Raw genomic sequence first — 17,884 nt, forward strand, 5'->3', positions numbered from 1 at the left:
TTACCACATTTTCTATTCCTTAATTAGCATAAATTCTCAGTCCCTTCTAAATTTCTCCTCACTAGGTTTGAATCAAATGAAAGACGAGATAAGCGGCCGTCCCCCACATAATCACCGCCGATATTCGGTTCAGCGCGAATAGCAGCCTGCCTGACGGATCCATTCTTCCGGCCGCCCTGCCGGCAATTCCGAGTCCCAGAAACCACAACCAGGAGACGGCGATGCATATAACGGTAAAAATCACTTTGTCCGCCCCTTCATATTGAAGCGAGCTCGTGCCGATGACGCCCATCGTGTCCAGAACCGCATGCGGATTTAGCAGCGACACGGACATGGCAAATACGATTTGCTTCTTGGGAGAGAACGAACGGGCGCTTTCCGGGTCCTGACCTGAAGGCTTACTCCTCCACGTCGCCGCTCCCATATAGACCAGGAAGCAGATGCCCAATGTAAATAACGTCAATTTGATCCATTCATATTCCAAAACGATCACGGATACGCCCAACACCGCCAATGAAATCAGCAGCGTATCGCATAACGATGCGGTAATAATGACGGGCAGCGCCCTAATAAACCGGGGTTGGACGACACCTTGATTAAATACGAACACATTCTGCACGCCCAAGGGAAGAATTAGGCCAATAGCCAGAATGAATCCATGAAGTATAACGCCTATCATTTGAAAGCAAACCTCCAGTACATATTTTCACCATTGTAATGGAGGTGCTTGACTGCGTCTCCAACCAATTGGTTGGTTTTCGACCCAACCAATGATGTAAACTGGGCATAATACTATAGAAACGTTGTCAGAAAGCAGGTTGTCCATGACAGAAGAATGGAAATTGAATAAAGCTTCCGAAGTGCCCCTGCATCAGCAAATTTATGATCACATGAAGAGCCGAATCATGAACGGGGAATGGCCGGTCGGAACCCGACTTCTCCCGCAGAGGGAGCTCGCCGCCAAATTTCAAGTCAACCGCAGCACCATCGTTTATGCCTTGGGTGAGCTTGCGGCTGACGGTTTCATAGAATCCCGGGTGGGACAAGGCACGGTTATTGTGAACAATACTTGGAGCGTATTGGCCGCCACGCCCCCGCCTGATTGGAATCAATACGTGAAATCCGGCTCCTACCAGCCGAACATCCATATGATCCAGCAGATCAACCGTGCGGAAACCGATCCCGAAGTGATCCGACTCGGTACTGGCGAGCTTTCGCCTGAGCTCCTCCCGACCGCCCAAATGCGGGAGACGTTTAACGGCAGCATGTCCAGCCGTTTCACTTTGGGATATTCGGAACCGAAAGGCAGCCTATACTTAAGGGAAATCATCAGCGATTATTTGAATAAGAAGGGGATATCCGCCTCTCCTTCTTCCATTCTTATCGTCTCCGGCGGGCTGCAGGGCTTGCAGCTTATTTCCCTGGGGCTGCTGCATCACGGTTCCGCCATCCTGGTGGAGAATCCCACTTACCTGAACTCGATTCATGTATTCCAGTCGGCTGGCATGCAGTTGCACGGCATCCCGATGGATGCCAAAGGGATCAGAACGGAATCTATCGGAAGGCTCAAGCGTCAGCACAGAGCCGCCCTGCTCTACACGATCCCTGCCTTTCATAACCCTACCGGCACGATGATGTCTTCCGACAGACGGACGGAGCTGCTGCAAATCTGTGCCCAAGAAAGATTGCCCGTCATCGAGGATGATGTGTATGGCGATTTATGGTTGGATACTCCCTCTCCGCCCCCTTTGAAAGCTTCGGATAAACAAGGACTCGTGCTCTATATGGGCAGCATGTCCAAAACCCTCGGGCCCGGTCTGCGCATCGGATGGGTCGTCGGGCCGGAGCCTGTCATCGATCGGCTGTCCGACATTAAAATGCAGACCGATTACGGGTCCAGCTCGCTGTCCCAGCATGCTGTCGCGGAGTGGCTCTCGAGCGGATCCTATGAGAAGCATCTCGTTCAGACCCGGGCAGAGCTGATGAAACGCAGAGACTTTACGCTGTCGTTGCTGGAACGATATTTTCGAGATATTGCCCACTGGAATAAACCCCAAGGCGGATTTTATGTTTGGCTCCGCATCGCAAAGCCGATCTCCATTCGTACGTTATTCGAGCATGCGTTGAAGGAAGGCCTGCTGCTCAATCCCGGAAATATTTATGACCGTAACGACCAGCAGCATCTGCGGTTATCTTTTGCCTACGCCTCCTACGATCAACTGGAGAAGGGACTTATTCGGCTTGCGGAGCTTATTCGCCTCCATGTGTTGTAAACAGCAAAAGCAAATGGCTATTCCGAGGAATGCCGTACCCTCCCGGATTAGCCCTTTCTTTATTCAGCGCGCCATCATGTTATCGTTTATGCTTGCTTGCAGCCTACACATGACGCCGTTCCATCAGATTGATCCCAATACCCATGCACAATACCCCGATGAGCAGCAATTAACCATGCTGAGAAGTCCGTCGAGCAAACTTTGCAGAACACTCACTTTCATCGAGTTCACTCAGCTTTCATCGCAAATATCCTACGGGTTCGTTGCATCCGTACTCGCGGGTCCCAAGGAGATTACCGAAAATACCGACGTTGCGAGCAGTGTGACAAATAGCATTGCAGGCCTGGCGCGGAACAACGGCGCCAAAAAGAAGCCCGTGAAAAAAATGGCGCTGCTTCCCAATCGCCAAGGCAATGGATCCGGATCAACATGCTGCAGCACGGGGACGAAGGCGCAAAGCCAGCTCAAAACAAGAAATAAAAACCATATCCAGAACGACCGCACCGGCTCCCCTCTCTTTCCTGTCAAGCGTTTCACAATTCCCAGCAAAATATCACGTTCCAATTTTTAGTTATATCATATCACAAGCGTCTTCGAGCCTTTTGGTTAAATAAGTAAACTGGAAATAAAAATCGGGTTCGATTTTATTGTGAAAAATTACACTTTCACGTCTAAACCCTTATCAGTACTGGGATTTATTCGGCAGGTTAAGGAGGTGAAACCAGTGAAAAACAGGCCCGGAATTGTGACGAAACTGGTAACTCTCGTGAATGTTTGAACAAAGTATGAACTGCCTCAAAACCGCGCCACTACAATGATTTCGCTCACAACCCTCCCCTTTTGTAACAAATTGAACACATAAAATTACATACATTGACACGAATATGGATTTATCTGTTATTTATACAAGTTTATGTGTTTTGCAAAGCCGACCGGAACTTTCTACTATAGATGTGTCAGTAACATTGAATCGAACGAACGTTTCAAGGAAAGGGGTACATCATGAACAAAAGAGGGCCGTTATTTGCATTGTTTTTATGCTTTACCTTGCTCTTATCGGGCTGCAGCTCGCTCACGGTATTAGATCCGAAAGGACCGGCTGCCAGAACCCTATCCGATACAATCATATTCTCCATTCTCATGATGGTCGGAATCCTAGCGGTAGTTTACGCGCTCTATATCTACATGCTCACGAAATATCGAGCCAAGAAATCCAACGAAGGTTATGAACCGCCACATGAAGAGGGCAACAAATGGCTGGAGATTCTGTGGACTGCCATTCCGATCCTGATCGTTGCCGTGCTCTCGGTCGTAACCGTCAAAACGACGGTGGCCGTCGAGAACGTGCCTGAAGGCTACGAGAACCAAGAGCCTCTGGTCATTTATGCTTCCTCTTCGAACTGGAAATGGCATTTCAGCTATCCGGAAGAAGGAATCGAAACCGTCAATTACGTTAACATTCCGACCAATCGTCCGATCGAGTTCCGACTGTATTCGTTCGGTCCGATCACAAGCTTCTGGATCCCTCAGCTTCACGGACAGAAGTACGCGATGAGCGACATGATCACCAAGCTGAACATGGTTGCCGACGTACCGGGTTCGATGATGGGCCGTAACGCGAACTTCAACGGCGAAGGTTTCGCCCATATGGAGTTCGAAGCTCTTGCCATGACCTCTGCCGAGTATGATGAGTGGGTTCAGGATGTAAAGGATACGGCGCCTGAACTGAAGGAAGATGAGTTCAAGAAGCTTCTGGAGACCGCGCATGTCGGACGAATGACCTTCTCTAACACGCATCTGGAATTCAGCCCGCCGCCATCCGAAGACCATCACCATGGCGGTGACGTCAACGGCAATGAGGAGCATCAGGACCATAAAGACGTCCACCCGGATCCTGCAACAACGGAAGAAACGGAATTTGACAGCGAAACGAACGTGGATCCAAACGAACCGCTGCCGAACTTCCCGGCTGAAGAAAGCCCAAATCATCAACATGATGGACATTAAATCGGTGAGTGAAACGTTGTTCACCCGATCTACTTCATACATCCAGAAAGGAGCTAGGCCTTTATGAAATGGGACGAATTTTTCGTTACCGGTGATCCGTTAATTTACGGCGCCATGGTGAGTATCGTGCTCGTCTCGCTCGCAATCCTCTTCGGCTTGACCTATTACAAGAAGTGGGGATATATGTGGCGGGAATGGCTGACGACCGTGGATCACAAAAGAATTGGCGTCATGTACATCATCTGTGCATTGATCATGCTGTTCCGCGGGGGCGTCGACGCGATCATGATGCGTGCGCAGACCGCCGCACCGGAGATGAAGTTTCTGACCGGTCAGCATTATAATGAAGTATTCACGACTCACGGGGTCATCATGATCCTCTTTATGGCCATGCCGTTTATTTTCGGTCTGATGAACGTCATCGTTCCGCTCCAGATCGGTGCCCGTGACGTTGCATTCCCTAAACTGAACGCAATCAGCTTCTGGCTGTTCTTCGCCGGAGCGATGCTGTTCAACATTTCCTTCGTTATCGGAGGATCGCCTGATGCCGGCTGGTCCGCTTACTTCCCGCTGGCCAGTATCGAATTCAGTCCGACGGTCGGCAACAACTACTACTCTCTGTCGCTTCAGATTTCAGGGATTGGTACTTTGCTGACAGGCCTTAACTTTATCGTAACCATCCTGAAAATGCGCGCGCCGGGTATGACCCTGATGCGCATGCCAATGTTTACGTGGTCGGTATTGATCACTTGCGTCATCATTATCTTTGCTTTCCCTGTGCTTACGATTGCGCTTCTGCTTATGATGTTCGACCGCATCTTCGGCTCGCAATTCTTCACGATGGCCAACGGGGGCATGGATATGCTCTGGGCCAACCTGTTCTGGGTATGGGGTCACCCTGAGGTATATATCGTTATTCTGCCGGCATTCGGTATTTTCAGCGAGATCATCTCAGCGTTCTCCAAAAAGAACCTGTACGGTTACAGCTCCATGGTATTGAGTATGGCGATTATTTCCGGATTGTCCTTCCTGGTATGGGCCCACCATTTCTACACGATGGGTCAAGGGGCCATGGTCAACGGTTTCTTCTCCATCACGACGATGGCGATTGCCGTACCGACCGGGATCAAAATATTCAACTGGCTCTTTACGCTTCGCAAGGGCCGAATCAGCTTTACGACGCCGATGCTCTACTCGCTTGCCTTTATTCCGATCTTTACGATCGGCGGCGTAACCGGCGTCATGCTGGCGATGGCCAGTGCCGACTATCAGTATCACAATACGATGTTCCTGGTGGCCCACTTCCACTATGTGCTCATTCCAGGCGCCGTATTCGCCGTCATTGCCGGTTTCCACTACTGGTTCCCTAAAGTGTTCGGCTTCCGTCTGAACGAAAAGCTTGGCAAAATCGCATTCTGGTTCATTGCCATCTCATTTAACGTTACGTTCTTCCCAATGTTCTTCCTGGGACTTATGGGGATGACCCGCCGTACGTACACGTATTCGGCCGAGACCGGCTTTGGTCCGCTGAATATGCTGTCGATGGTCGGCGCGGTCGGACTGGCGATCGGATTCATCCTTCTGGTGTACAACATTTACTGGAGTACACGTTACGAGCCGCGCGACAAAACGGGAGATCCATGGGATGCACGATCACTGGAATGGTCGACGCCAAGTCCGGTTCCTGTTTACAACTTTGCGGTAACGCCGAAAGTCAAAGGCCGTGACGCCTTCTGGTTCTCCAAGAAAAACAACGAGCCGCTTTCGGACGAGAAAATCACGAAGATTCACATGCCAAGCAACACCGGAAAACCGTTTATACTGGGCATCGCCTTCTTCTTCCTGGGCTTCTTCCTGGTATTCAGCTGGTGGATTCCATCCATCGTTGCCGGTATCGCGGTATTGATTATTATGGCTACCATGTCCTTCGACCGTGATCACGGGTATTACATTCCGGTTGAAGAGATTGTTCAAACCGAACAGAAACTGCGGGGTGATACGGTATGAAAATAGATGCCACTCAGCCGCTGGAATATGGAACAGAGGAAAACCGCAATCGTATATTCGGCTTCTGGCTGTTCCTCGGAGCTGAAATTGCGCTCTTTGCTACCTTGTTTACCGTCTACTTCGTTCTCGTGAACCGCTTTGCCAGCGGTCCGAGCGGAGCGGAAATCTTTGAAATTACGCCGGTCCTGCTTGAGACGTTCCTGCTCTTAACGAGCAGCTTCACCATCGGTTTGGCTGTTCATGCGATGCGTCTGGGCCTGAAAAAGCAGATGATGATCTTCATGGTCATCACCCTGCTGCTGGGTGCGGGATTCCTCGGGATCGAGATCTTTGAATTCTTCACCTATGTTCATGAAGGAGTAACGCTCTCAACCAGCGCCTTCTCCTCCAGCTTGTTCACATTGCTTGGCACGCACGGAGCTCACGTAACCTTCGGTCTCCTGTGGGGAACCGCCATTCTGATTCAACTTAAAAAGCATGGACTGGATCATTCCACAGCCAACAAGTCCTTTATCTTCTCGCTCTACTGGCACTTCCTGGACGTTGTGTGGATCTTCATTTTCAGCTTCGTGTATCTGAAAGGACTGATGTGACATGTTAAAACAGCTGTTTCCAATTAAGCATGTAGCGGGTTATATATCGTCCCTCGTCCTTTCAGCTGTCGCGCTCGTGGTTCTGCTGGATATGCCGGCAGCTTCGAAAGTGGCCGTTCTGCTGGTCACCGCGATCCTGCAGGCAGCCGTTCAGCTTATGCTGTTCATGCACGTCGGCGAAAGCGAAGACAAAAAGTCCGTCTATATCAACATTGCGTTCGCCCTGTTCGTAGGGCTGGTTACTATCTTCGGAACGCTGTTCATCTTCATATGGGGCTGGTACGCTTAAGTCTCGCGAAAATCTGGGGTGAACGTGTACCGTCGATCATCGTTCGCTGTCACGAACGTATGACCAATATCAAAGAGGGCGTCCCAAAAGATCCTGGATCTCGAGGGATGCCCTTTTTTTTCCTATTGAAGGTGCTGCATGCGAATCATTTCCCCATCATACTTCAAACATGCAAAAGAACCGTTTCTCGGAACTAGGGACGTGCGGCCCGCCAATTACGAGGAACGGTTTCTTTTTGCATTCCATATGCAGCTTCATCTGCCAATGCCATTTGCGGCTCCATTAATTATGTCCTGCAGGCGTATCCAGAATTTCATCAATCTCACTCTGGAGCTTGGTGGTCAGGGTCTGTTCATCTCCGATGATCCAGGCATGATTATAGGGAGTATCCACTTTGGTGGCGTCACTCTGTTGCCTGATCGAGTCAACATACTTCGTAATCGAGCGTGGCACTCCGTCGCGCTCCGTAAACAATAGAGGGGCGTGTTTACCCATATGGGACAATGGAGCGGCCGCAATGGACAATGCCGGCGAGTCCGGCCTCGAGAAGGAGAAACTGTATCCCGGCGATTGTACTCCCCAGCCAAAACCCGTCCCGGGATCATGATACTGGGCAAAATGAATGGCATTCTCATACGGATCGTCTCCGGCTATGCGCGTTACCTTCCCATATTGCCGCAGCTCGTCTTCAACGGCCTGGGACACCACCTTTTCAGGTCCGATGACGTAGATATTCGCCTTCCCTTTACGCTGCCTTAGGGCCTGCGCCGTCTCTTCGGGCACGACCTTCTCGCTGACATACAGCATCGTTTCCGGCATATGGGCAATCCAGCTTACCGCGGGCAGCGTATAGTCGGGCCGTTCCATCGATCCGACAATAACCGAGGTCGGTACTGAACCGTTTACCCTGGAAGCATAGGCATCAATTGCTGCTGCCGCTTCCGCGGCTTCCCCGGCAGGAATGTGATCGGCCTTGTATTCAAGTCCGTTCAGCTCTTTCATCACCTGATCCGAGATCGGGCCGACGGTAATGATCTCAATCCCCTTGTTGTGCTCCGCTCCCCTCGGCTTCAGCCGTCTCAGCTCTTCCAAGGTTTCCTTCGGGATCCCCCCTTCTTCAACGAAGAGTAAAGGCCCCTCGCTAAGCTGCGTCAGATCGACGCTGACAGCCGCGATCGACCAGTGAGCCGAATCCACGAGGATCACGGTCTGCGGACGGCTGTGCACGTTCGTGGACTGCCACAGCGTCTTGGAAGTCAGTACGGCCGCACTTACTGGATCGGATGTATTCAAGCGAATCGTGTTTTTCGTGGCGGACCAAGGTACGGGAACATCCTTCAGAAGTTCTTTGCTGTGAACCGCCGAGGGAATGGAGGGCTCGGAATGGCTCTGCGTTTGACTCCAAGCGAGGATACCTGCCGTCAGCAGGGCAAGGGCCCAGCCGGCGATCATTTTTTTCACCGAATATTCCTCCTGTCTTCACAATAAAACGCATCGTGCGAGATCATTCTTCCTGCTGATCCGTCTACAGATCTTCCATTAATTTCTCCTCATCCATATCCGGTGGCAAGCCTGGACGCTCTTGGGTACGGTTTCGGATCCATTGTTCCTTCAGCATCTTCACAAATACGTCATCCCGGGACAACCAGACCCCGTACTGGCGCTTCATATGCCGCTCTGCTTCCTCGAACGACCTGAACCGGAATGGGAGAGGTTCTCCGTTCCACTCGATCACCCATTCCCCGGCATTGGCGTAAACAAACAGCAAATCCTCGCCCCAGCTTTCGTACAGCACGCCGGACTCGCTTCCTTTGATATTGAACTGATTGCGCGAAGCATCGAACCGGATCGGTTCCAGCTCAAACGAGTCCGCCGCAAACAATTGATACACATCCTCTGTTATGGTGCACCCCGCAGCCTTGGCATGGCCGCCACCGCCATACCGCATCGCCACTTCGGACACGTCCACATGATCATGAATGGTTCGAAGGCTCATTTTTCTTCCGCCCATATTCAGTATCGCGATGTAGTCAAGATGGGGATAGCTCGTGCCCAGCTCGCTGGCAAGCTCGGAATGATAGGATTCGGCGTAAACGATGCCGACGCAATGCTCCTCGACGAAGGTTTGAATGAGTTCCCGCTGCTTGCGGCGAATGTAACGCTCGATTTTATTCTCTTCCATGTCCAGGATTTTCTGTTCAAATTCATCAAAGAAGAAGCCCTCGTGCGATTCCCGGAGGCGCTCAGACATCTTGCTCTCGAATTCGTCCAGGGACAACATGTAGAACAAGTCATTCAAGCGCTTAGCCTCGATCTTGCCGCTCTCATCCCATTCCCATGTATCATAGAGACGCACCAGCTCAACGAATTCGTCCAGCGCTTCGGTTCTGCCGAGATGTCCATGCTCGATTAAATATTCATAGAACAGCGAGGTTGCCGATGCCAAGCGGCCGTCCCGATGCGTTACATCCACTTGTCCCCAGCTGTGTTCATTGAGGTGGAGGGCGGTTTTATGGTGATCGATAAGCTGCACCTGTCCCCCCTCTTCGACAAACACGTTCAATTCCTTCTCGATGTCAGGAGAGACCGACAAATCCGTAATGAACAGCATATCGTATGGATTCTCCTGAACGGAGGTCCGGTTCAAATACCTTTCGACTTGTTGATTTAATCCGTGAATGGAGTTGTAACGGACATCGATTCCTTCACCGAAGGCGCATTTGGCGATGATGCCGCAGCCGACGCCATCTAAATCGTTATGGCTGTACAGATGATACATGGTTGACTTCCTCCCAGCAGAAGGTGGAATGATTAGTTGTTCTTGCCTTTCATCCCTTTACGGTTCCCTAAATTCCGTCGTTTTAACCCCTGTCAGCCCCTTAGAATCGACAAGGAAACTAAAAAAGAAGAAGCGGCTGCTACAGCCGCTTCTTCTGGAATATAGAGAATGATTATGCCTGTTGAACCGGTCTCGGCCCTTTGGATGCCATGACCTCGTACATGCCGTGGCTGGAGCTGATGACATGCTCAGGCTGCGGCTTTCCGCGGTTGTCGCGGTGTCCTTGGATGTGCGCGGGACTGGTTTCCCAGCGTTTCCACGCTTCTTTCGACTCCCAGCGGATCATCACGATAACTTCTTCCGTTTCGTCGGTACGTTTCGCATTCTTCACAAGAACGTTCAGATCGATAAATCCTTCAATTTCTTCAATGGGTCCCGGCTTGCTGAAACGTTCCACGACCAGGTTGGAGGTGCCTGCTTTAACAATAATCGTTTTAGTCTCGATCAACATATCCATAAACACTCCCTTAGCGAAAATCTGCCTAATTAAACGAACTATATACCATTCTAAATGATAACGATTATCATTGTCAAACCGTTAAAGCGTTCAACTTTTGCAAAAAAAAATCTGACCAGCATGAACCTGCTGATCAGATTGGGATCAATTCATCGATGCGCGCTGCACGGAATTGCACGCCGTGCAATCTTCCTGCAAATAAAAAAGCGAAGTAAAGCCGGCCTTCTTCAGCTTGCGCGCAGCCAGGATTCCATCCGAGCGCTTGGGCGTTACGATAACTACGGAATCATCGGGCTTGAGCTCCTTCTCCCACACATACGGCAACCTTCCAAGCGAGATGTTTATGGTCTCTTTCCTCGGACATTCCATGAATTCGGACACATCGCGTACATCAAGCACTTTCAGATTCGGGCATTCCTTCTGTGCCAGACGAAGATCACTGCACTTCATGAAGCGCAAACCTGTTATAGGTACATACCTCCGGTAGTAGAGACCGGATATAAAGATTATCAGTGCGGCAGATGCAATCAGCACGAATCATTCCCCCATCAATATCATGTGTTTCAGCATGATGCATGGCGGTAAGATCACGGGCTTAAAAAAACGCCAATCCTACCCCTACGGGTATATAGTATGTGCTCCGCACCTAATTGTCAATACATCATGACAGCGCGTTTTCTTCAATTTCAAACCCAAGGTTTTCAATCAATCCCCAGTCGGCCGTATGGGCCTGGCCTTCTGTCGTTAAATAATCGCCGATGAATATGGAGTTCGCCGCGTACAGGCCAAGGGGTTGAAGGGATCGCAGGTTCACTTCCCGGCCCCCTGCAATCCGTATCTCCTTCGTCGGGTTAACAAACCGCATCATGGCAAGAATCTTCAAACACATAATCGGTGTCAATTCCCTGCGTCCTTCCAGAGGGGTTCCCTCGATCGCATTCAGAAAATTGCATGGAATCGAATCCGCTCCAAGCGATTTCAGAGCAAACGCAATCTCCACCCGTTCTTCTATGCTCTCCCCCATTCCGAAAATCGCTCCGGAGCAAGGGGACATTCCGGAAGAGCTTGCCTGCTTCACCGTGTCCAGCCGGTCATCGTATGTATGCGTAGTCGTAATATGCCCGTAATTATCTTTGGAAGTATTCAGATTATGGTTGTATCGATGGACCCCGGCATCGGCGAGCTTGCGCGCATGTTCCTCGTTCAAGAAGCCCAGGCAACAGCACACCTTCAGATCGGTCGTCCGGGTAATCTCCTTCACCGCTTCGGCTACATGATCAATCTCCCGATTGGAAGGGCGGCGTCCGGATGCCACGATGCAATAAGTTCCCGCTTTTCGGCGAATCGACTCGCGCGCGCCTTCCAGAATTTTGTCCTTGGTCAGCCATGCGTATTTTTCGATGGGTGCTTCCGACACGATGGACTGGGAGCAATATCCGCAATCCTCAGGACAGAGGCCGGATTTCGCGTTCACGATCATGTTCAGCTTAACCTTGTTTCCATAATACTCGCGACGGATGTGATAGGCGGCCTGCATAATGTTCAGAAGCTCCCCGTCCTCGCTGTTCAGAACCGCCAAGGCTTCGGCCGGGGTCACTTCATGTCCTTTCACGACCCGATCCGCCAGCGTCAACCAATCGTAATGGGTTTGTGTTGTCATATTCAAAATCTCCCTCTCCATTCTGATTGTCAACCATTTTTAATAATGAATAGGTTAACAATAAGGATAATAATAGCACAGGCCACGAAAGTGAGGCAATCCTTCACTGAAGCCTCCGCATAAAAATAGGGACTGCTTCATCAAAGCCAGTTTAAGGCTTAATGAAACAATCCCTTTCCTATTTTAACGAATTGTTGGCTTTACGGTGCCCGCTTGGGCAGCATTTTCACGTACTCATCGGACATTTTCATCAGCTGCAATATATAGTCGTAATCGCTGCGGTATTTTTCGAAATCCGTTACGGGCTCAAGCGTCTTCAAGGATACTGCGGTACCGTCCTCAAACCCGTCTCCCGGCACGAACAGAATGTCGTTGTTAAAGAATGATCCCGTCGGCAAATAATACCTCATTCCTATAACGTTGCGGTCCACGTTCAGCAGGTCATGCCCAAACGCGTTAAACCCCTCCTCATCAAGCGAGACGCCCAGAAGGTTTGCGACGGTAGGCAGAATATCCACCTGTCCCCCTACCTGCTCAACCACCTTCCCTTCCTTCATGCCGGGAACATGAATGATGAGCGGAATGTTAAATCGATTGACGCGCTCATGGTAAGGAATGCCCAGCGTTGACGAGATCATCTCCGCATCCGCTTCTGCCGGATTGATGCCGAAATGGTCTCCATATACGACCAGTACCGTTTCATCCCACAGCCCGTTCTGCTTCAGGCGGTCTACCAGCGTTCCCAGCGCATAATCGGAATAGTTCACCGACTTCAGATAGTTTCCCAAATGGGTCCCTTCCAGCTCGGCAGGCAAGGTGATCTTCGCGAATTCATCCTTTACATGGTATGGAGAATGATTGGAGACCGTGATGTAGTGGGCATAGGTAGGTTTATTCTGCTGTTGGTTCTCCAGCAGCTTGTCTACGCCGACTCGGAACAACTCTTCATCGGAAGGACCGAATTCATTGAAGTTATCATTCGTAAAATACGGCTTGTCGTAATAATGCTGAAAATCAAGCGCCGGGTACATCTTGCTGCGATCCCAGAACTTCACGTCATTCACGTGGAATGTGCCGGTCGCATAGCCATGCTTGTTCAAGAGACGCGGAAGGCCCGGCAGCTCTTTATTTCCGAAACCGGTGGACATGGCAACCGTTCCTGTCGGATAGATCGAGGTATTCACCGCAAATTCGGCATCCGATGTATTGCCTTGGCCGATCTGTTGGAAGACGTGGGGGAAATACAGGCCGCCATCCGCAAGCTCGTTCATCACCGGTGTCAGTTCCTGGCCGTTCAGGGATTGACCCACCGGAAAGTTCTGCAAGGACTCCATCTGGACGATGATCAGATTTTTGCCTTTTGCAGCGCCGAAATAGTCCGGCTTATCCTTTGCTTCCTTGACGTAAGGATACGTCGCGAGCAGCTGCTGGGACCGCAGGATGGTGTCCTGCAGACTTCCCTCGGCCAGCGCACGTTTCTCCTGCGAGTTACGCACGACAGCAGACACCTGGTAGTTCATGAACCCCATTTGCTCCGCCCGCACGATTTCATTCTCGATTCCCCATTCTTTGCGAATGATCAGTCCGGACAGAACAACCGCTACGATAAGAACAACGGTCATGGAAGTACGCCACATCAGACCAGGCCTGCGTGAGTAGGTTACGGAATATCCGGAACGAGCTCCACCGAAATGCAAGCCCCTTTGGGAGCGTGAACGTATTTTCCGGACCGCCCATATGACCAGCAGGAGCAGCAGGTCCAGGAAGAATAGAAAATGCTCCGGCTCCAGCAAAGCCGTAATGCTGGCCCGTACCTGATTTACTTGACCGATACCCGCAAGCGCGGTATACGTCGGTATGGACCCAAAATGAACGTTATAAACAGCCGATGCAAACATGATGAAAGATAAGACGACATTTAGGATCACATAGACCGTCTTTTTCCCTCTGACCGGCAGCAGCAGTTCCAGAAAGCTAATCAGGGCGAGGAGCGACAGTGCATCGGTAAGCACCTTCCCCCATGCAATCCCATTAAACAGAAACACTCTTAGAAGGATCAGCTTGACTAAGAGCGTCAAAAAAACGAGTACACATAATTTCAACCTTTGTTCAAGGTAGCGTTCCATTTCCCATTCCCTCTTTTGTAAAAGTAATGTTAATTTGCAGCTTCCATTATAACAGGAATGTAAACACCGATCTAATCCGCCCATTCCTTCGCTCCCCCGTCAAGTGTCCAATGCATGATCCATCCGTACCACGTAGGATAATGCATCCCAATCAAAGGCTGGAGGGTTTATGCATGAAGATGGTTGTAACCGGCGGAGCGGGCTTCATCGGCTCCCACCTGGTGAACGGACTCGTTAATCAAGGCTATGAAGTCCATGTAATTGATAACCTGACAACCGGAGAACCAGGTCGCCTTCACAGTGAGGCGATTTTACATGTAGCTGACGTAAACAGTCAGCAGACAACGGCATACATCTCGGTGCTGAAGCCCGATGTCGTATTTCATTTAGCAGCACAGGCCGATGTGCAGCGATCGATCCAGGAACCTCGGCTTGATGCGGATACCAATGTCATGGGCACCCTAAACATACTGGACGCTTGCCGTAAGGCTGGCGTTCGTAAGATCGTGTTTGCTTCGACAGCCGGTGTGTATGGAGACCTCGAGAGATCTCAGCTAACGGAAGACGATCCGGTTAACCCGGTCTCCTTCTATGCGCTATCGAAAGTAGCAGGCGAACAATATATCCGTCTTTATCACCGCTTCTTCGGCCTGCAATACACCATTCTTCGTTATGGAAATGTCTACGGACCGGGTCAGACCGCAAAGGGAGAAGGCGGCGTCGTGGCGGTCTTCGGCGAACGCCTGTATCAAGGCGCGCCGCTCCCAATATACGGCGATGGTCTGCAGACCCGGGATTTCATTTATGTCAAAGATGTGGTTGACGCCAACCTTGCCTCCATCCTTCATGGTGATCAGAGTGTGCTTCATGTTAGCACCGGCACCGACCATTCCGTCAATACGATCGTCGATCTCATCAGCCGGCTGCACCCAGACCGCATCGATGTCGATTATCTGCCCGCGAAGATCGGCGATATTCGGCACAGCTGCCTGAATAATGAAAAGACCCGGGAGCGGCTGAGGTGGAGTCCGTTGTTCAGCTTGGAAAAAGGCATGAAAGAAACCTACCGTCACTGGCTTGGCACACTAGTTTCCCAAAGCGACCCTGGCAAATGAACATAAAACAGCCGCATTCCTCGTCATTCCAAGGAATACGGCTGTTTGCAAGCGTTCCGGTTAGGGCTACGATAAACATCTCATGCATAACGCTTCGTTTGGTCAGATCAGCAAGCGGAGCCCCACCAAGGTTAGGATCCCGACAATGACGGTGGCAAACAGGCTTTTCGTAAGAAATGCGGTCAGAAAAGCAGGGACAGCCGCTATCAGTTCCAGTGTATGGCCCCCCGGATCCACGCGTCCGTCACTAACGAGCAGCTCCTGCGCTAATAGCGCCGCCATGACCGCGATCGGCACATGATCCAGCCAACGGATCATCAATTCCGGAATGCGGAGCTTGCTCAGAATCATGAGCGGCAGAACCCTTGGAATCAGGGTGACGACAGCGCATCCGATAATCAGTATGGCGATATGCCATCTTATTTCCATCGTTCGATCACCATCCCTGCTGTAGCCGCAACCATAATCGCAGCGATGACCGCTGCGCTTCCCGGCATGATCGTACTGATCGCGATTACCGAAACGGCGGCGACCATAATCACCATGAAGTCCAGTTTATACTTCTTTCGGCTGATCCATTGCAGGGCCAGCAATCCGATAAACATGCCAGGCAATGCAAAATCAAGGCCAAACTTCTCCGGCTCCGGTATCCACGCTCCGACAAGACCTCCCGCAACGTTCGCTGCACACCAGAACAGATACGCCGTAATATTCAGTCCCACCATCCACCGATAACCCAGCCTCTTCTGCTCGGCCGCCTTGGCTGCCGCCACACCAAACGTTTCGTCGGTTAGCAGGGAACCGATGAAGAAGCTTTTTCCCGAGGACAACCCTTTAAAATACGGTGCAATCGCCGCGCTTAACAGCAGATGCCTGGCATTTACGAAAAATATCGTGACAATAATGGATAAGACCGGGCTTGCGGCGGCTACCATCCCCGCGGCTATGAACTGTCCGGAGCCCGCATAGAGCAGCAGCGAAAGGAGCGCGATCTCGAGCAGGCTGAAACCTGCGGTACGCTCGACGACGCCTGCCGCAAAACCGATGCTCAGGTATCCCAGCAGTGTTGGTATGCAATCCTTGAATCCTTGAAGATAGGAATTGGCCTGGTTTCCCTCGATATCGGCGGGAAGCCGTTCTGACTTGGTGCTCATCTGTGTTCGATTCCTCTCTCCCTCTACAATTCTATTTTTCATTACTATGAATACTTCTTGCTGGCTTGTCAACGCCAGGGATCGTTTTTTTTTCCATACAAATAAAAAAGCGTTCCGGACGTGCTGCTCATCTTCCGAAACGCTCCTCATTTTAATTGGATTGGCGTGGTCTAAGGCTTCAGGATGACTTTGATACAGCCATCCTTCCTCTCATTGAAAATATCATAGCCAAGGGCAGCCTTCTCCATCGGAAACCGGTGGGTAATGATATCCGAAGGATCCACCGTCCCCTCTTTCAACATTTGATACAGGCGGGGCATGTAATGAATGACCGGGGCAAGACCCATTTTTAACGTAATATTGCGTTCAAACAGCTCGCCTAGCGGAAATGCATTGTAGATAAGCCCATATACGCCCGTGAGCTGGATGGTCCCGTATTTGCGCACCATTCTCACAGCCATGCGAAAAGCCCCCAAGGAGCCTCCCTGAAGCTTCAGCATGCTGCCCAGCATCTCGATGCCAGTCCGTTTGGCATCCAGGCCCACGCAATCGATGACCACGTCGGCGCCGCCCTTGGTTATCTCAAGGATATAGTTCACGATCTCGGGTATCTTCTCGAAGTTGTAGGTTTCCACATGATTGGTGCGGCTGGCATGCGCCAGCCTGTAGTCCACATGGTCGATGGCGATGACCCGCTTCGCTCCTTTCAGCCATGCAAACTTCTGCGTTAACAATCCTATCGGGCCGCATCCGAGGACAATGACGACATCGCCGGGCTTAACTCCTCCGTTCTCCACGCTCCACATGGCGGTTGGCAGCGCATCGGACAGCATGAGCAGCTTCTCATCCTCCATTTCGGCATCCTCCGGGATGACAAAGGGCATGAAATTACCGTAAGGTACCCGCAGCAGTTCCGCCTGCGCGCCTTGAAAGCCGCCGTACGCGTCGCTGTATCCAAAAAAACCGCCGGTATCCTTGGCTTCGTTAGCATAATCGCATTGGCTTTCCATTTGATTCTGGCAGAAGTTGCATTTGCCGCAAGACACGATAAAAGGAATGATCACCCGATCCCCCACGTTGACCTTGCTTACTTCCGGCCCTGCATCCACGACGACCCCCATCGGCTCATGGCCGATAATGTAATCATCGTTAAGATGCTTCAGCTCGCCGTTATATAAATGCAAGTCAGATCCGCAGATGGCCGTGGTGGTGACTCGAATCAAGATATCGTCGCTGTGCCGAAGAACGGCGTCTTTCATTTCCTTCACTTTGATCCGATGTCTGCCTTGATAAGTGACTGCTTTCACGCGCGCCCCCGTTCTAAGCCTTTATTCCATAATTGTAATATTTTGGCTTTTTAATGT

The 17,884-nt window shown here is 50.9% G+C and carries 17 protein-coding genes; 7 read left to right on the plus strand and 10 right to left on the minus strand.

Annotation, left to right across the window (positions count from 1 at the left end; translation table 11 throughout):
- Positions 1 to 61: 61 nt before the first annotated feature.
- Positions 62 to 679 (minus strand): LysE/ArgO family amino acid transporter, encoded by a 618-nt coding sequence (locus tag JNUCC32_RS12660; RefSeq protein WP_096773455.1) that lies wholly within the window; start codon positions 677 to 679, stop codon positions 62 to 64.
- A 145-nt stretch (positions 680 to 824) separates the two neighbouring features.
- Here JNUCC32_RS12660 and JNUCC32_RS12665 point away from each other — a divergent pair, with 145 nt between their 5' ends.
- The 6 genes from JNUCC32_RS12665 to qoxD all read left to right on the plus strand — a co-directional run bounded on the left by JNUCC32_RS12665 (position 825) and on the right by qoxD (position 7,169).
- On the plus strand, positions 825 to 2,273 hold the full coding sequence (locus tag JNUCC32_RS12665) for a MocR-like pyridoxine biosynthesis transcription factor PdxR (protein WP_192572287.1): 1,449 nt from the start codon (positions 825 to 827) through the stop codon (positions 2,271 to 2,273).
- Positions 2,263 to 2,844, plus strand: a complete 582-nt coding sequence (locus JNUCC32_RS12670) for a hypothetical protein (RefSeq protein ID WP_192572288.1) — start codon at positions 2,263 to 2,265, stop codon at positions 2,842 to 2,844. Before JNUCC32_RS12665 ends, JNUCC32_RS12670 begins: the two co-directional genes overlap by 11 nt.
- 431 nt (positions 2,845 to 3,275) lie before the next feature.
- Complete coding sequence (gene qoxA / locus JNUCC32_RS12675; RefSeq protein ID WP_096773452.1) at positions 3,276 to 4,280, plus strand: cytochrome aa3 quinol oxidase subunit II; 1,005 nt, start codon at positions 3,276 to 3,278, stop codon at positions 4,278 to 4,280.
- A gap of 63 nt (positions 4,281 to 4,343) precedes the next feature.
- Positions 4,344 to 6,287, plus strand: coding sequence for a cytochrome aa3 quinol oxidase subunit I (gene qoxB, locus JNUCC32_RS12680; protein ID WP_009589459.1), 1,944 nt, complete (start codon positions 4,344 to 4,346; stop codon positions 6,285 to 6,287).
- On the plus strand, positions 6,284 to 6,880 hold the full coding sequence (qoxC, locus tag JNUCC32_RS12685; protein WP_009589471.1) for a cytochrome aa3 quinol oxidase subunit III: 597 nt from the start codon (positions 6,284 to 6,286) through the stop codon (positions 6,878 to 6,880). Before qoxB ends, qoxC begins: the two co-directional genes overlap by 4 nt.
- Before the next feature lies 1 nt (position 6,881).
- Positions 6,882 to 7,169 carry a cytochrome aa3 quinol oxidase subunit IV gene (gene qoxD, locus JNUCC32_RS12690; protein WP_009589381.1) on the plus strand — a complete coding sequence of 96 codons (288 nt, stop codon included), beginning with the start codon at positions 6,882 to 6,884 and terminating at the stop codon, positions 7,167 to 7,169.
- 282 nt (positions 7,170 to 7,451) lie between these two features.
- Here qoxD and JNUCC32_RS12695 read toward each other — a convergent pair whose 3' ends face one another.
- The 6 genes from JNUCC32_RS12695 to JNUCC32_RS12720 form a co-directional block, all read right to left on the minus strand.
- The gene (locus tag JNUCC32_RS12695; RefSeq protein WP_228468997.1) at positions 7,452 to 8,621 is read right to left on the minus strand and encodes a cell wall-binding repeat-containing protein; all 1,170 of its coding nucleotides are present in this window, start codon (positions 8,619 to 8,621) and stop codon (positions 7,452 to 7,454) included.
- 73 nt (positions 8,622 to 8,694) lie between these two features.
- Complete coding sequence (locus JNUCC32_RS12700; RefSeq protein WP_192572290.1) at positions 8,695 to 9,948, minus strand: DHH family phosphoesterase; 1,254 nt, start codon at positions 9,946 to 9,948, stop codon at positions 8,695 to 8,697.
- 172 nt (positions 9,949 to 10,120) lie between these two features.
- Positions 10,121 to 10,459 carry an antibiotic biosynthesis monooxygenase gene (locus tag JNUCC32_RS12705; protein WP_036665294.1) on the minus strand — a complete coding sequence of 113 codons (339 nt, stop codon included), beginning with the start codon at positions 10,457 to 10,459 and terminating at the stop codon, positions 10,121 to 10,123.
- A gap of 150 nt (positions 10,460 to 10,609) precedes the next feature.
- Positions 10,610 to 10,999, minus strand: coding sequence for a rhodanese-like domain-containing protein (locus tag JNUCC32_RS12710; protein WP_015734771.1), 390 nt, complete (start codon positions 10,997 to 10,999; stop codon positions 10,610 to 10,612).
- A 127-nt stretch (positions 11,000 to 11,126) separates the two neighbouring features.
- On the minus strand, positions 11,127 to 12,125 hold the full coding sequence (gene bioB, locus JNUCC32_RS12715; RefSeq protein WP_192572291.1) for a biotin synthase BioB: 999 nt from the start codon (positions 12,123 to 12,125) through the stop codon (positions 11,127 to 11,129).
- Between the two features lie 200 nt (positions 12,126 to 12,325).
- Positions 12,326 to 14,251: an LTA synthase family protein gene (locus JNUCC32_RS12720; RefSeq protein WP_192572292.1), complete on the minus strand. Its 1,926-nt coding sequence runs from the start codon at positions 14,249 to 14,251 to the stop codon at positions 12,326 to 12,328.
- Positions 14,252 to 14,424: 173 nt separating this feature from the next.
- On the opposite strand from JNUCC32_RS12720, the gene JNUCC32_RS12725 reads away from it, so the two are divergent.
- Positions 14,425 to 15,366, plus strand: a complete 942-nt coding sequence (locus JNUCC32_RS12725) for an NAD-dependent epimerase/dehydratase family protein (protein ID WP_192572293.1) — start codon at positions 14,425 to 14,427, stop codon at positions 15,364 to 15,366.
- Positions 15,367 to 15,468: 102 nt separating this feature from the next.
- Here JNUCC32_RS12725 and JNUCC32_RS12730 read toward each other — a convergent pair whose 3' ends face one another.
- From JNUCC32_RS12730 to JNUCC32_RS12740, 3 genes are all read right to left on the minus strand, one after another.
- The gene (locus JNUCC32_RS12730) at positions 15,469 to 15,795 is read right to left on the minus strand and encodes an AzlD domain-containing protein (RefSeq protein WP_009589408.1); all 327 of its coding nucleotides are present in this window, start codon (positions 15,793 to 15,795) and stop codon (positions 15,469 to 15,471) included.
- Entirely contained in the window at positions 15,786 to 16,520 is a 735-nt protein-coding gene (locus JNUCC32_RS12735) for an AzlC family ABC transporter permease (protein WP_036670975.1), read from the minus strand. Before JNUCC32_RS12735 ends, JNUCC32_RS12730 begins: the two co-directional genes overlap by 10 nt.
- Positions 16,521 to 16,690: 170 nt before the next feature.
- Positions 16,691 to 17,827, minus strand: a complete 1,137-nt coding sequence (locus JNUCC32_RS12740; RefSeq protein WP_192572294.1) for a zinc-dependent alcohol dehydrogenase — start codon at positions 17,825 to 17,827, stop codon at positions 16,691 to 16,693.
- Positions 17,828 to 17,884: the final 57 nt, after the last annotated feature.

Origin of the sequence: Paenibacillus sp. JNUCC32, assembly GCF_014863545.1 — a bacterium.
Lineage (GTDB): Bacteria > Bacillota > Bacilli > Paenibacillales > Paenibacillaceae > Paenibacillus_AQ > Paenibacillus_AQ lautus_A.

Coding starts and splice junctions, on each gene's coding strand:
- qoxA (WP_096773452.1), top strand. CDS start 3,276: ATGAACAAAAGAGGGCCGTTATTTGCATTGTTTTTATGCTTTACCTTG.
- JNUCC32_RS12725 (WP_192572293.1), top strand. CDS start 14,425: ATGAAGATGGTTGTAACCGGCGGAGCGGGCTTCATCGGCTCCCACCTG.
- JNUCC32_RS12705 (WP_036665294.1), bottom strand. CDS start 10,459: ATGTTGATCGAGACTAAAACGATTATTGTTAAAGCAGGCACCTCCAAC.
- JNUCC32_RS12660 (WP_096773455.1), bottom strand. CDS start 679: ATGATAGGCGTTATACTTCATGGATTCATTCTGGCTATTGGCCTAATT.
- JNUCC32_RS12735 (WP_036670975.1), bottom strand. CDS start 16,520: ATGAGCACCAAGTCAGAACGGCTTCCCGCCGATATCGAGGGAAACCAG.
- qoxB (WP_009589459.1), top strand. CDS start 4,344: ATGAAATGGGACGAATTTTTCGTTACCGGTGATCCGTTAATTTACGGC.
- JNUCC32_RS12720 (WP_192572292.1), bottom strand. CDS start 14,251: ATGGAACGCTACCTTGAACAAAGGTTGAAATTATGTGTACTCGTTTTT.
- JNUCC32_RS12700 (WP_192572290.1), bottom strand. CDS start 9,948: ATGTATCATCTGTACAGCCATAACGATTTAGATGGCGTCGGCTGCGGC.
- JNUCC32_RS12730 (WP_009589408.1), bottom strand. CDS start 15,795: ATGGAAATAAGATGGCATATCGCCATACTGATTATCGGATGCGCTGTC.
- qoxC (WP_009589471.1), top strand. CDS start 6,284: ATGAAAATAGATGCCACTCAGCCGCTGGAATATGGAACAGAGGAAAAC.
- bioB (WP_192572291.1), bottom strand. CDS start 12,125: ATGACAACACAAACCCATTACGATTGGTTGACGCTGGCGGATCGGGTC.
- JNUCC32_RS12695 (WP_228468997.1), bottom strand. CDS start 8,621: ATGATCGCCGGCTGGGCCCTTGCCCTGCTGACGGCAGGTATCCTCGCT.
- JNUCC32_RS12670 (WP_192572288.1), top strand. CDS start 2,263: ATGTGTTGTAAACAGCAAAAGCAAATGGCTATTCCGAGGAATGCCGTA.
- qoxD (WP_009589381.1), top strand. CDS start 6,882: ATGTTAAAACAGCTGTTTCCAATTAAGCATGTAGCGGGTTATATATCG.
- JNUCC32_RS12665 (WP_192572287.1), top strand. CDS start 825: ATGACAGAAGAATGGAAATTGAATAAAGCTTCCGAAGTGCCCCTGCAT.